Source organism: Jiella flava, assembly GCF_017349315.1.
Taxonomy (GTDB): domain Bacteria; phylum Pseudomonadota; class Alphaproteobacteria; order Rhizobiales; family Rhizobiaceae; genus Jiella; species Jiella flava.
Genome location: NZ_JAFMPP010000021.1, coordinates 15,665 through 30,414 on the forward strand (window position 1 = coordinate 15,665; position 14,750 = coordinate 30,414).

General features: G+C 63.6%; 9 protein-coding genes. 8 read left to right on the top strand and 1 reads right to left on the bottom strand.

The window, feature by feature from the left end; translation table 11 throughout:
• Positions 1-87: 87 nt before the first annotated feature.
• The 8 genes from J1C48_RS17720 (at position 88) to J1C48_RS17755 (ending at position 12,363) form a co-directional block, all read left to right on the top strand.
• Positions 88-678 carry an ANTAR domain-containing response regulator gene (locus tag J1C48_RS17720; protein WP_207259338.1) on the top strand — a complete coding sequence of 197 codons (591 nt, stop codon included), beginning with the start codon at positions 88-90 and terminating at the stop codon, positions 676-678.
• A complete protein-coding gene (locus J1C48_RS17725; RefSeq protein ID WP_207259339.1) occupies positions 678-1,850 on the top strand; it encodes an ABC transporter substrate-binding protein in 1,173 nt (390 codons plus the stop codon). The genes J1C48_RS17720 and J1C48_RS17725 overlap by 1 nt, the downstream gene beginning before the upstream one ends.
• Positions 1,851-2,366: 516 nt before the next feature.
• The gene (locus J1C48_RS17730) at positions 2,367-3,749 is read left to right on the top strand and encodes a CmpA/NrtA family ABC transporter substrate-binding protein (protein ID WP_207259340.1); all 1,383 of its coding nucleotides are present in this window, start codon (positions 2,367-2,369) and stop codon (positions 3,747-3,749) included.
• Positions 3,750-3,833: 84 nt separating this feature from the next.
• Entirely contained in the window at positions 3,834-4,928 is a 1,095-nt protein-coding gene (locus J1C48_RS17735; RefSeq protein WP_207259341.1) for an ABC transporter permease, read from the top strand.
• Between the two features lie 17 nt (positions 4,929-4,945).
• Entirely contained in the window at positions 4,946-6,709 is a 1,764-nt protein-coding gene (locus J1C48_RS17740; RefSeq protein WP_207259342.1) for an ABC transporter ATP-binding protein, read from the top strand.
• A gap of 99 nt (positions 6,710-6,808) precedes the next feature.
• The gene (gene nirB, locus J1C48_RS17745; RefSeq protein WP_207259343.1) at positions 6,809-9,262 is read left to right on the top strand and encodes a nitrite reductase large subunit NirB; all 2,454 of its coding nucleotides are present in this window, start codon (positions 6,809-6,811) and stop codon (positions 9,260-9,262) included.
• Complete coding sequence (gene nirD / locus J1C48_RS17750; RefSeq protein ID WP_207259344.1) at positions 9,262-9,612, top strand: nitrite reductase small subunit NirD; 351 nt, start codon at positions 9,262-9,264, stop codon at positions 9,610-9,612. The genes nirB and nirD overlap by 1 nt, the downstream gene beginning before the upstream one ends.
• A 66-nt stretch (positions 9,613-9,678) precedes the next feature.
• Positions 9,679-12,363 (top strand): nitrate reductase, encoded by a 2,685-nt coding sequence (locus tag J1C48_RS17755; protein WP_207259345.1) that lies wholly within the window; start codon positions 9,679-9,681, stop codon positions 12,361-12,363.
• Between the two features lie 294 nt (positions 12,364-12,657).
• Here J1C48_RS17755 and parE read toward each other — a convergent pair whose 3' ends face one another.
• Positions 12,658-14,682 (bottom strand): DNA topoisomerase IV subunit B, encoded by a 2,025-nt coding sequence (gene parE / locus J1C48_RS17760; RefSeq protein ID WP_207259346.1) that lies wholly within the window; start codon positions 14,680-14,682, stop codon positions 12,658-12,660.
• Positions 14,683-14,750 lie beyond the last annotated feature (68 nt).

Below are 14,750 nucleotides of genomic sequence, written 5' to 3' on the forward strand. Positions count from 1 at the left end.
GCGCTGCCCCAAAATTGCGCCTCTTTATCGAGCAGAGCGCCCAAACTATTGCATTGCAATAAGTTGGCGCCTGAGCAGAATGGATGGATGGCGGCTGACCTTTCCATCCTTATCTTCGATGAAAATCAGGTGCGCGCGGCGATCATCGAGGCCGGGTTGCGCGAAGCCGGTCACGCCACAGTGGCGACGGTGACGGAAATTCGCGGCCTCGTCAGGCAGATCGAAGTCCTTCAGCCGGACGTGATCGTCGTCGACCTGGAAAATCCCAATCGCGACCAACTCGAGCATTTTTTTCAAGTCTCGCGATCGGTGCGAAAGCCGGTCGCGATGTTCGTCGATCGTTCGGACTCCGAGGCGATCCGCGCGGCGGTGGAAGCCGGCGTTTCCGCCTATGTCGTGGACGGTCTGAAGAAGGAACGGGTCAAGCCGATTCTCGACATGGCGGTCTCGCGGTTCAACGCGGTGAGCCGGTTGTCGCGCGAACTCGCCGATGCCCGATCGGAACTTGCCGAGCGTAAGGTTATCGAACGCGCCAAGGGGATTTTAATGAAGGCCAAGGGGCTCGACGAGGAAGAGGCCTACAAGCTGCTGCGTCGCTCGGCGATGAACGAGAGCCGGCGGATCGGCGATGTCGCCGCCAGTCTCGTGAGCGCCTATTCCCTTCTCGGAGATGGGTAATGGCTGGACAGAGTTTCATCCGCGCAGGCTATGTCCCGCTTCTCGATAGCGCCGTCCTGATTGCCGCGGCAAGTTGCGGCTTTGCCGAGGAACGCGGCGTCATTCTCTCGCTTCACCGCGAAACCTCCTGGGCGACGATCCGCGATCGCATCGGGGTCGGACAGTTCGATTGTGCGCATATGCTCGCGCCGATGCCGATTGCCGCCAATCTCGGCATCGGGCCTTTGCCGACGGCGATGGTGGCGCCGATGGTTCTTGCGCTCGGCGGGAACGGCGTTGTCGTCTCGGAGCGGATTGCGCAGATGATGACAGAGCTTGCTCCGTCTGGTTTCGAGCGCTCGCCGCGCGCGGCCGGCAAAGCCCTTGCCGCCGCCGTCGCTCGCCGCGCCGCAACCGACGAGCGGCCTTTGAGATTTGCCGTGGTTCACCCCCATTCGAGCCATAATTACGATCTGCGCTATTGGCTCGCCGCCTGTGGGGTGACACCCGAGCGCGACGTGGAGATCACCGTCGTGCCACCGCCGCTGATGCCTGATGCGCTGGCGGGGGGCGCGATCGATGGGTTTTGCGCCGGTGAGCCGTGGGCAACCGTCGCCGTGACACGCGGCGCCGGACGGATTGTCACCAGCCGGGCGGAAATCTGGCGGCGCGGTCCGGAGAAGGTTCTGGGATTGAGGGCCGACTTCGCGCAGCATCACCCCGAAGAGCTGACGGCATTGATCGCGGCGCTCTGCGATGCCGCGCGCTGGTGCTCCGATCGGGCGAATTTCGAAGCGCTCGCCCGACTGCTTGCGGTGCCGGAGCGGTTGAATGTCGATGAGGCGGCACTCATTCCGGGGCTGACGGGGCGGATGGAAATCGCTTCGGATAGTCATCGAACCATTGACGATTTCATGGTGTTCGCCGGCGCAAATGCCAATCGGCCGGATCCCGGCCACGGACGCTGGCTGTATCGGCAGATGGTCCGCTGGCAGGATGCGATATTTTCCGACGAGGGGCTCCAGATCGCCGGTCAGAGCTTTGACCCGCGATTCTTTGACGAGGCCATGGCCGGCGGAGGGGGTCTGGAGGCGACCGGATTCGAGGGCGCGCGCATCGACCCACGCCAGGATGGATCGGCCGCCGGGCGAGAGCGTCCGGATGGGTTGTTCGACGCAGCGGACGGGGAATGAATTCGGAGCTGTTTTCGCCACTCGAGAGCCGGATTGGCGGATCTGCCCTGCCGAAATGCCGATAAGGCAGTCGCCTTGGTCATGGTTTGCGCAATCAGCCTGGACGCCCTGCGTCCGATCGGACGCAGAACGGTCGCTCTCACCCTTTGAATCGACGCATCGTGCTTTGCCGAAAATCGATGCCGACTTTTGGGCCGAGGCTGGAGGCGCCGTCTGCTTGGTCTGAATGCAAGGAGATTACATAATAGGCACGGCGGCGAAGCGCTCAAGAAATTTGCGAAAATTGCATTTTCCGCGTTGCACCACGGTCTTTGTTAGGCTAATAATCCTCTTCAGGCGGCGGTGACCGCCCCATCTTTCCGACGTCCAAAGGCGGGCGTCTCACGGCAAGGCTGCCGACACTTCACGCAAGCTGCAATCGTTTGATTCGGCTTCGAAGCGTCGGGCAGCCTTTTTTATTTCCGAATCGACGTGTGCCGGCGGTTGACCGATCCGAGCAAGGGGAGAGCTTTGTTCATGCCCATCCTGACTTCCATCACCAGACGGCTCTTTCTCGGCGCCACAATGGCCAGTGCTGCGGCCGTGGCGCTGCCGGCATCGGCGAGCGCCGAAATGCTGCTTCCGGAAAAAGACGAACTGAAATTCGGCTTCATCAAGCTGACCGACATGGCGCCATTGGCGATCGCCAAGGAAAAGCACTTCTTCGAGGATGAAGGCCTCTACGTCACGCTGGAGGCGCAGGCAAACTGGAAGGTGCTGCTCGACCGGGTGATCACCGGCGAGCTTGACGGCGCCCACATGCTGGCTGGCCAGCCGCTCGCGGCGACCATCGGCTTCGGCACCAAGGCCCACATCGTCACGCCGTTTTCGATGGATCTCAACGGCAATGGCATCACGGTGTCGAACGCCGTGTGGGCGGAGATGCAGAAACACATCCAGAACGGCCCCGACGGCAAGCCGGAGCATCCGATTTCGGCCGCGGCGCTGAAGCCCGTCGTCGATCAATACAAGGCGGCCGGGCAACCCTTCAACATGGGGATGGTCTTCCCGGTCTCGACCCACAACTACTATCTGCGCTACTGGCTCGCCGCCGGCGGACTGCATCCCGGCTACTACACCCCGTCCGACACCTCCGGCCAGGTCAAGGCGGACGTGCTGCTTTCGGTGACGCCGCCGCCGCAGATGCCGGCGACGCTGGAAGCCGGCACCATCGAAGGCTATTGCGTCGGCGAGCCTTGGAATGAGGCGGCGGTCGTCAAGGGGATTGGTGTTCCGGTCATCACCGATTACGAGATCTGGAAGAACAATCCCGAAAAGGTCTTCGGGATGACCGCGAAATTCGTCGACGACAATCCGCAGACCGCCATCGCCGTGACCAAGGCGTTGATCCGCGCCGGCAAATGGCTCGATGCCAGCCCGGAAAACCGCAAGGAAGCGGTCCAGATTCTGTCGCGGCCAGAATATGTCGGCGCCGACGCGGATGTCATCGCCAAGTCGATGACCGGCACGTTCGAATACGCCAAGGGCGATGTCCGGCCGATCCCGGACTTTAACGTGTTCTTCCGTTACTTCGCGACCTATCCCTATTATTCCGATGCTGTCTGGTTCCTGAGCCAGATGCGCCGCTGGGGCCAGATTTCCGAAGAAAAGTCCGACGACTGGTATGCCGAGACGGCCAAGAGCGTCTATCGGCCCGACATCTATCGTCAGGCCGCAAAGTCGCTGATCGCCGACGGGTATCTGGCGGCCGCCGAGGTTCCTGAGACCGACGGCTACAAGCCCGCGACGACCGATTTCATTGATCACGTCGAATATGACGGCCGCAAGCCCAACGCCTATCTCGAGAAATTCCAGATCGGTCTCAAGGGCAAAGAGGAGGTCGCAAGTCTCTCTCAGTGAATCGAGCTTCTGTCGGCTGCCGAGGGCTCTCGGCTTGTCGGACAGGGCGTGACGACTTTTCATCGATCCGAGGAACTGCCTGAAATGACGACAGCCTCAGACTATATGAGCGACGTGGTATCTGCCGAGGAGCGCCGGACGCTGAAGCGCGAAAAGCGCCTGATGCGCATCACCCGGGTGGCCGGCCCGCTGACCGCCCTCGGACTTGGCTGGGCGGTCCCGATCGCCAAGATCGCTGTCGGCGACGACTGGCGTTCCAATCTCAAAGCGGTCTGGCAGGGGCTGTTCGTGCCGCTGATCGGCATCCTGTGTTTTCTTGCGGTCTGGGCCGTACTCGCGCCGCAGGTCCACACCTCACTCGGAACCGTTCCCGGCCCCACCCAGGTGTTTGATCAGGTGGAGGCACTCTACGCGGATTATCAGCGCGCCCAAGCTGACAAGGCCGCCTTCTTCGAGCGGCAGGAGGCACGCAATCAGAAGTTGGTCGCAGCCGGTCATGCCGATCGCGTTCGATATCGCGACTATACGGGGGCGCCGACTTACCCGGAACAGATTCTGACCAGCCTGAAGACGGTTTTTCTCGGATTCGTCCTCGCAACCATCATCGCCGTGCCTCTCGGCATCGCCTGCGGCCTCTCGAAGACAGTGAACGGCGCGCTCAACCCGCTGATTCAAGTGTTCAAGCCGGTATCTCCACTGGCGTGGCTGCCGATCGTCACGATGATCGTCTCGGCGCTTTACGTTCATCCCACCGATGGTTTTTCGAAATCGATGGTCATTTCGGCGATCACCGTCACGTTGTGTTCGCTCTGGCCGACGCTGGTCAACACCGCGCTCGGGGTCGCCTCCACCGACCGCGATCTCGTCAATGTCGGCAAGGTGCTGCAGCTGTCGACAACGAAGACCATCACCAAGCTCGTTCTGCCCTCGGCGATGCCACTGATCTTTACCGGTCTGCGTCTGTCGCTCGGCGTCGGCTGGATGGTGTTGATCGCCGCCGAAATGCTCGCTCAAAACCCTGGCCTGGGAAAGTTCGTCTGGGACGAGTTTCAGAACGGTTCCTCCGACTCCCTGGCCCGCATCATCGTCGCGGTCTTGACCATCGGCATCGTCGGCTTCGTTCTTGATCGCATCATGGCCGCTCTTCAGACCGCCTTCACCTTCAACGGCACGCGCTAAACGGGGCCGGAACCATCATGACCACGCCGATCATCGAACTCCAATCGGTTTGCAAAAGCTTCGGCGCCGGCAAGGACCGGGCGGACATCCTCAAAGACGTCAATCTCACCGTCAAGGAAGGCGAATTCGTTGCGATCGTCGGCTTTTCCGGCTCTGGAAAGACGACCTTGATGTCGCTGCTTGCCGGACTTGCCATGCCGGATGCCGGCGCGGTGTTGATGCGCGGCGAGGCGGTCAGGGGACCCGGTCCCGAACGCGGTCTCGTCTTCCAGTCGTATTCGTTGATGCCTTGGCTTTCGGTTCGCGGCAATGTGGCGCTGGCGGTCGATTCCGTTTTTGCCAAAGCATCGAAAGCCGAGCGGCAGGCGCGGGTCGAGAAATATGTCGCGATGGTGGGCCTCAGCCATGCCGCCGATCGCCGGCCGGCGGAGCTGTCCGGCGGCATGCGCCAGCGCGTTTCGGTAGCCCGTGCCCTGGCCATCAATCCTGAAGTCCTGCTCCTCGACGAGCCGCTCTCGGCCCTCGATGCCCTGACCCGCGCCAAGCTCCAGGACGAATTCGCCGCAATCAGCCGGGTCGAGCGCAAGACGATCATCCTGATCACCAACGATGTCGACGAGGCGATCCTGCTCGCCGATCGGATCATTCCCCTCGATCCGGGGCCACGGGCGAGCCTCGGCCCGTCTTTCGCCGTCGATCTGCCGCATCCTCGCGACCGCTCGGCGATCAACGGGGATGAGACCTTCAAACGTCTGCGGCGCGAGGTCACCGGCTATTTGATCGAGCGGGGCCGGCACGCCAGCGCCGAGGCCGGCGATCCGGTGGCGCTGCCGTCGATCACGCCAATCCACCTTGGCAAGCGGGCGCGGACGCCGTCACCCGATCTGCCGCAGGCCTATATCAAGGCCGCCCACTCGCCGATTCAGCGTGGCTTTGTCGAATTTTTCGAGGTGCGAAAGGTTTATCTGACCCCCAAGGGCCCACTGACCGTCGTCGGTGGGTTCGACTTGAAGATGGAAAACGGCGAATTCGTCTCGCTGATCGGGCACTCCGGATGTGGCAAGTCGACCGTCCTGTCGATGGCGGCTGGCCTCACCGACATTTCCTCGGGGGGGATCGTTCTCGACGGGCGTGAGGTCCACCGGGCCGGCCCCGATCGGGCCGTGGTCTTCCAGGCGCCATCGCTGATGCCCTGGCTGACGGCGCGCGAGAACGTCGCCCTTGGTGTCGACCGCGTCTACCCGAACGCGACACCCGCCGAGCGCAAGGACGTCGTTGAACATTATCTTCATCGCGTCGGCCTCGGCGATGCGATGCACCGGCAGGCGGCCGATCTGTCGAACGGCATGAAGCAACGGGTCGGTATCGCGCGCGCCTTTGCCCTGTCGCCGAAGCTTCTTCTGTTGGACGAGCCGTTCGGGATGCTCGACAGTCTGACGCGCTGGGAGTTGCAGGACGTTCTGATGGACGTCTGGACGCGCACGAAGGTCACGGCGATCTGCGTCACGCATGACGTCGACGAAGCGATCTTGCTGGCCGATCGGGTGGTGATGATGACCAACGGGCCGAAGGCGAAGATCGGCAAGGTGATGACCGTCGATCTGCCGCGGCCGCGCAGCCGCAAGGCGCTGCTCGAACATCCCGACTACTGGCGCTATCGCCAGGAGTTGCTTGATTTTCTTGAACACTATGAAGGCGGGGCGCGACCGACGACGGCGTTGGGGCAAGACGAACGAAAGAGCTGCACGGACGCTGCCGCCAAAGCTCGGGAGGCGGCCTGATGTCGACTTTGAAAAAAACTGCCGCCAAGGAGAACCGCGCGGCCCCCAATGCCCGGTTCTTCCAACCCTCGATCGTCTGCCCTCATGGAGCGTTCGCCCATGTCTGAAAAGCTCGTCGTCATCGGCAACGGCATGGCGCCCGGCCGAGCCCTGGAGCATCTCTTCGCAACGGCGCCTGGACGGTTCGACGTCACGATCTTCAACGCCGAACCTCGTGTGAACTACAATCGGCTGATGCTCTCGCCGGTCTTGTCGGGAGAGAAGACCTACGAAGAGATCATCACCCACGACGACGCCTGGTATGCGGTGCATGGGGTGACGCTTTACAAGGGCAATCGCATCGAAGCGATCGATCGGGCGGCGAAGACCGTGACGGCTGCGGACGGGACGGTGGCCGCCTACGACAAGCTCATCGTCGCCACCGGATCGAGCCCGTTTATCGTGCCCATTCCCGGCGCCGATCTTTCGGGCGTTCTCGTCTATCGCGATCTCGACGATGTCGAAAAAATGCTCCAGGCGGCGAAGGCGGGCGGGCGGGCCGTGGTCATCGGCGGCGGGCTTCTCGGTCTGGAGGCGGCCGCCGGGCTGAAAATGCGCGGCATGGACGTGACCGTTCTCCATCTCATGCCGACCCTGATGGAGCGACAGCTCGATCCGGCCGCCGGCTTCCTGCTCGAGCGGTCCTTGAAGGCCCGGGGCATCGACGTCGTCACCAAGGCCAACACGAAAGCGATTTTAGGGACCGACAAGGTCGAAGGGGTCGAACTCGACGACGGGAGCGTCATCACCGCGACGATTGTCGTCATGGCGGTTGGTATTCGGCCCTCGGTGCATCTGGCGAAAGATGCGGGGCTCAGCGTCGGCCGTGGCATCATCGTCGGCGACGATTTGCAGACCTCGGATCCTGACATCTTCGCGCTCGGCGAATGCGTCGAGCATCGCGGTGTGTGCTACGGTCTGGTCGCGCCGCTCTACGAGATGGCCGCCGTCGTCGCCGCGCAACTTTGCGGCGACGATGCGGCCCGTTATCTCGGCTCCGTCACCTCGACCAAACTCAAGGTGACCGGGATCGACCTGTTTTCGGCCGGTGATTTCGCCGAAGGGGACGACCGCGAGGAGATCGTGCTGCGCGATGCGTCCGCCGGCGTTTACAAGCGGCTGGTGATCAAGGACGATGCGATCATCGGCGCGGTGCTTTACGGAGAAACCGCCGACGGCGCCTGGTTTTTCGATTTGATGAAGAAAAACGCGCCGGTCTCGGCGATGCGCGAAACCTTGATCTTCGGCCAGTCCTATCAGGGGGGCGCCCCTCTGGACCCTATGGCGGCCGTTGCAGCCTTGCCGGATGATGCGGAGATCTGCGGCTGCAACGGCGTCTGCAAGGGCAAGATCACCGCTGCGATCAGCCAGAAGGGCCTGACCTGCCTCGACGATGTGCGGGCTCATACCAAGGCCTCCTCTTCATGCGGCACCTGCACCGGTCTCGTCGAGCAGTTGATGGCCCTGACTCTCGGCGACGCGTTCAATCCGCGCGCGGTCAAGCCGATGTGTGGCTGTACCGAGCTGTCCCATGCCGACGTGCGCCGGCTGATTGTCGCCAAGGCGTTGAAATCGATCCCCGAGGTGATGCAGGAGCTGGAGTGGAAGACCTCCTGCGGCTGCGCCAAATGTCGGCCGGCGCTCAATTACTATCTGCTTGCCGAATGGCCGGGGGAATATCAGGACGACAAGCAGTCGCGTTTCATCAACGAGCGCGTTCACGCCAATATCCAGAAGGACGGGACCTATTCGGTCGTCCCGCGGATGTGGGGCGGGATCACCTCGGCGAAGGAATTGCGGGCAATCGCCGACGTCGCCGACAAATTCGCGATCCCGACGGTGAAATGCACCGGCGGGCAACGGATCGATCTTCTCGGTGTGAAGAAGGAGGATCTGCCGGCGGTTTGGGCCGATCTCAACGCTGCCGGCATGGTGTCGGGGGCCGCTTACGGCAAGGCCCTGAGAACGGTGAAGACGTGCGTCGGATCCGACTGGTGCCGCTTCGGGACGCAGGATTCGACCGGTCTCGGCGTGCGGATCGAAAAATTCATGTGGGGGTCGTGGACCCCTGCGAAGGTCAAGATGGCGGTCTCAGGCTGTCCTCGCAACTGCGCGGAGGCGACCTGCAAGGATGTCGGAGTCATTTGCACGGACGCCGGCTACGAAATCCATTTCGCCGGTGCCGCGGGGCTCGACATCAAGGGGACCGAAGTTCTCACGCAGGTAAAGACCGAGGACGAAGCGCTCGAAATGATTGTCGCCTTGGTGCAGCTCTATCGCGAGCAGGGCCACTATCTCGAGCGGATTTACAAATGGCTGAAGCGGGTCGGCATGGACTCGGTCCGCGCCGCAATCGTCGATGATTTGGACGAGCGCCGCCGCTATTTCGACCGCTTCGTGCACAGCCAGGCCTTCGCGCAACGCGATCCTTGGGCCGAACGGGCCAGCGGCGAGGTCGCATCACACGAATTCCGGCCATTGGCGGAGATCGGGATGAAGGAGGTCACGTGTTGATGACGGATCTTTGGCATCGCGTCGGTCTGGTCACCGACATTCCGCGGCGGGGCGCGCGTTGCGTCGACTCTCCTTTCGGCCGGATCGCCGTCTTTCGGACCGCCGAGGACCGGATCTTCGCCCTTGCCGACCAGTGCCCGCATAAAGGAGGCCCGCTGTCTCAGGGCATCGTCCACGACACGTCGGTCACCTGTCCGCTGCACAATGCGGTGATTTCCTTGCAAAGCGGCGAGATGGCGGGACCGGACGAGGGACGCGTGCGGCGCTTTGCGGTGCGGGTCGATCCTCTGACGGAGGTCATCGAGCTGTCGCTCGCCGACAACGCGGAGCGTCTGCACGCGGCCGAATGATCAGGCGGACCTTCGAGACGACCTGTCGAAGCCCGCCGCTTGAATCTGCGAAAGGAGACCGATCCGATGCAAGCCGCCGCGGCGACGAAAACCGTTCGCACGACCTGTGCCTATTGCGGCGTCGGATGCGGGGTTCTCGCGACACCGGCGGTGGATGGGTCCGTGGCGATCGCCGGCGATCCGGATCATCCCGCCAATTTCGGTCGGCTGTGCTCGAAAGGCTCTGCGCTTGGCGAGACGCTCGGATTGGAAGAGCGCCTGCTGCAGCCTCAGATCGGGGGCGTCCCGGCGACATGGGACAGGGCGCTCGACATGGTCGCTGCGCGGTTTAGCGAGGCCGTCGCCGACCATGGGCCGGACTCGGTCGCGTTCTATCTGTCGGGCCAGCTTTTGACCGAAGATTATTACGTCGCCAACAAGCTGATGAAAGGCTTCATCGGTTCGGCGAACATCGACACCAATTCCCGTCTTTGCATGGCGTCCGCCGTGACCGGCCACAAGCGGGCGTTCGGCGCCGACACCGTGCCGGGCAGCTATGTCGATCTCGAGATGGCGGATCTTGTCGTTCTGACGGGATCCAATCTGGCCTGGTGCCACCCCGTGCTGTTCCAGCGCCTGGCGGCGGCGAAGGCGGCGCGTCCGCAGATGCAGGTGGTGGTGATCGATCCGCGACGCACGGCAACGTGCGAGATCGCCGACGCGCATCTGGCGATCGCCGCCGATGGGGATGTCGCATTGTTTGTGGGGCTGCTCAACGCCCTGGTGAAAGAAGGCGCGATCGATCGCGACTACATCGAACGGCACACGCTTGGATTTTCCGATGCCGCGCGGGCGGCCCAGACGATGTCGGTGCGAAAGGTCGCGGCCGAAACCGGACTTGGCGAGGCCGAGATCGGTGACTTTTTCGAGCTTTTCGTTCGCAGCGAAAGGGTCGTGACCATCTACAGTCAAGGCGTCAACCAGTCCTGTTCCGGCAGCGACAAGGTGAACGCGATCATCAACTGCCATCTGGCGACGGGGCGGATCGGCCGTCCGGGCATGGGGCCGTTCTCGGTGACCGGGCAGCCGAACGCCATGGGAGGGCGGGAAGTCGGCGGCCTGTCAAACATGCTCGCCGCGCATATGGCCCTCGAAGACGCCGCGGATCGCGCACGGGTTCAGGCGTTTTGGAGGGCGCCGAGAATTGCCGATCATGCCGGCCTCAAGGCGGTCGAGCTGTTCGACGCCGTTGCGGATGGACGCATCAAGGCGTTGTGGATCGCCGGCACAAACCCGGTCGTGTCGATGGCCCGTTCCGGTCAGGTCGAGCGGGCGTTGGCGCGCTGTCCCTTCGTCGTCGTGTCCGAGGTGATCGCGAAAACCGACACCGCCGCCTTTGGCGACGTGCTCCTTCCTGCGGCCGCCTGGGGCGAGAAGAATGGCACGGTGACCAATTCCGAACGCCGGATTTCGCGGCAGCGGCCGTTTCTCGCCTGCCCCGGCGAAGCGCGGCCCGACTGGGCGATCTTCGCCGATGTCGCAAGACGGATGGGTTTTGAGGGCTTCGACTACCAGACGGCGGCCGAGATCTTTGACGAGCATGCCCGCTTGTCGGCCGTTGAAAACCACGGCAGCCGGGATTTCGAAATCGGCGGATTGTCGGGGCTCACGGAGGCGGAATACGACGCTCTGGCGCCGATCCAGTGGCCCGTTCGGGCCCGCCGCGATCGGCAGGAGACCCGCGACAGCCGCTTTTTTGCCGAGGGGGGCTTCTTTCACAGCGATGGCCGGGCCCGCTTCGTGGTCACGGATCCTCCTGTCGCGGCGACGTTGGCCGGCAAGCTTGTCCTCAATACCGGTCGGCTGCGTGACCATTGGCACACGATGACACGGACCGGCCTGTCGGCCCGTCTGTCAGCCCATATCGCCGAGCCCTTCGCCGAACTTAATCCACGCGATGCCGCCAACTTCGGCATCAAAGAGGCCGATCTCGTCAGGGTCATGTCGCCACAGGGGGAGGCGATCGTGCGGGCGTTGATCACCGAGCGCCAACGCCTCGGGTCGGTCTTCGTCCCGATGCACTGGACCCGGCGTTTTGCCCCCAGCGGGCGGATCGGCGCCGTCACCCATGCCGCGCGTGATCCGTTGTCCGGTCAGCCGGCTTTGAAGACGACAAAGGTCACGATCAAGCGCTTCGAAGCGGCGTGGCACGCCTTCGCGATCATGAGAGCGCGCCCCGACATCGATCGGCTCGCCGGCGAAGTTGCGTATATCGCTGCCGCGCGCACGCAGGACGGCTGGCGCGTCGAACTTGCTGGCGAGGCGGCGCTTGCCGATCCTGCGGCCTTCGGCCAGACCCTTACCGGCGATCCCGACGCCGAAACCGTGATTTATCGCGATCGCAAGACGGGCACGGCGCGCGTCGCGATGTTTCGGAACGGGCGGCTTCTCGGCGCGCTTTATCTCTCCCGCAGCCCCGTCGAGGTATCGCGCAACTGGGCCGTGATGCAGCTTACTCTGAGCGAGCACGACGCGGGAAATCGCTCGCGTCTCCTCGCCGGCCGCGGCGGCGCGGATCGGCCCGATCCCGGTGCGACCATCTGCGCGTGTTTTTCTGTCGGCGCCAATCAGATCGCCGCGCTTGTGGCCTCCGGCGAGGCGACAACCGTCGAGGCGGTCGGCAACGCGCTGCGGGCCGGCACCAATTGCGGCTCCTGTCGCAGCGAAATCAAGACAATCATCGATGACGTCCGGCTTGGACTTTCGGCCTGACCGGCTCGCCCGCGCAAGCGCACCGACCTCGGCGCCGCGGCACCGGCCTACAGCATCGGCCCGACAATCGGAATCGATTTTTGGCAAAGCACGATGCGTCGATTCCAAGGGTGAGAGCGACCTTTCTGCGTCCGATCGGACGCAGGGCGCACTAACTTGACACCTGACGCATCGCCGCTGTCTTTACGGCCGTGCAAGGCGTGGCATGAGTGCGGTCCCGGTGGGGCCGCCGTGGCAGCGCCACGCGATGCCATTCACCGGCCGCTTTGCCGACACCAACAATGCCGCCATCCATCAGATGTCGAGGTCGGAAGCGAAGGCCGCCTGTTCCTGGATGAAGCGGAAGCGCGACTCCGGTCGGTTGCCCATCAGCGCGTCGACCGCGCTGGATGTGCCGGCTTCCGGCGTTTCGTCGGCGACCACCCTGAGGAGCGTGCGCTTGCGCGGGTCCATCGTGGTCTCCTTCAACTGCGCCGGCAGCATTTCACCGAGACCTTTGAAGCGCGCCACCTCGACCTTGCGACCCTTGAACTCGCGGCCGACGATCTCCTCGCGATGTTTGTCGTCCCGCGCGTAAAACGTCTTGCCCCCGGCCGCCAGCTTGTAGAGCGGCGGGACGGCGAGAAAGAGATGGCCGCCGCGGATCAGCTCCGGCATTTCGCGATAGAAGAAGGTGATCAAGAGCGAGGCGATATGAGCGCCGTCGACATCGGCATCGGTCATGATGATCACGCGCTCGTAGCGCAGATCTTCCGGCCGATATTTCGAGCGGGTGCCGCAGCCGAGCGCCAGGATGAGATCGGACAGCTGCTGATTGGCGCCGAGCTTCTCGCGGCCGGCACTGGCGACATTGAGGATCTTGCCGCGCAGCGGCAGGATTGCCTGGACTTTCCGGTCGCGCGCCTGCTTGGCCGAACCGCCGGCCGAGTCGCCCTCGACGATGAAGAGTTCGGCACCGACGGCGCCGGTCTGGGAACAATCGGCCAGCTTGCCGGGCAGGCGCAGCTTGCGGGTCGCCGACTTGCGGCTGACTTCTTTTTCCTGGCGCCGGCGCAGCCGCTCGTCGGCGCGCTCGACCACCCAGTCGATCAGCCGGGCGGCATCCTGGGGCGAAGAGGCGAGCCAGATGTCGAAGCTGTCGCGCATCGACTGCTCGACGATCCGCTGCGCCTCCACGGTGGCCAGCCGGTCCTTGGTCTGGCCGACGAATTCCGGCTCGCGAATGAACACCGACAGCATGGCCGAGGCCGTCTGCATGATGTCGTCGCCGGTGATGATCGCCGCGCGCTTGTTGCCGGAGACCTCGGCAAAGGCTTTGAGGCCGCGCAGCAGCACCGAGCGCAGACCGGCTTCGTGGGTGCCGCCTTCGGGCGTCGGAATGGTGTTGCAGTAGGACCGCACGAAGCCGTCGTCGGCGGTCCAACTGACGGCCCATTCGACGGCGCCGTGGCCGGTCGTCTTTTCGGTGCGTCCGGCAAAGAGCTGCGAGGTCACCCGATGCTCACTGCCGAGCGTCGTTTCGAGATAGTCCTTCAGGCCGCCGGGGAAATGGAAGGTCTCGCGGCTTGGAACACCGGCATCGGCTGGAATGAGCGAGGGATCGCAGGACCAGCGGATTTCGACGCCGCCGAAGAGATAGGCCTTGGAGCGGGCCATCGCCATCAGTCGTTCCGGGCGGAAGCGGGCGTTCGCCCCGAAGATCTGCGGATCGGGCCGGAACCGGACCCGGGTGCCACGCCGATTGTGGACCTCGCCGACCTCTTCGAGCTTCGAGGTGGCAAGCCCGCGCTCATAGGTCTGGCGATAGAGCCGGCGGTTGCGCGCGACCTCGACCTCGAGGAACTCCGACAGAGCGTTGACCACCGAGACGCCGACACCGTGCAGGCCGCCGGAGGTCTCATAGACCTTGGAATCGAATTTGCCGCCGGCATGCAGCGTCGTCATGATGACTTCGAGCGCCGAACGGTCCTTGTATTTCGGATGCGGGTCGATCGGGATGCCGCGGCCGTTGTCGCTGATCGACAGCGTCCCGTCGGCTTCGAGCGCGACCTCGATGAAATTGGCATGGCCGGCGGTGGCCTCGTCCATCGAATTGTCGATGACCTCGGCGAAAAGATGATGCACGGCCTTTTCGTCGGTACCGCCGATATACATACCGGGCCGGCGCCGGACCGGTTCCAGCCCCTCCAGAACCTCGATATCGGCGGCTGTGTAATCGGCGCCGGGCACGAATTCCACCGTTGCCTTACGGGCGGTGCCTTGCGGCCGTGGCGCCTTCGGCTGACGCGCGGCGTTGCCCGAAAACAGGTCGTCGCTCATCGGCTTTGGGTTCCTCGCTCGACGGTGGGTTTGACGAAATACGCCGGAAGCATGGCCTTCTAGCTATA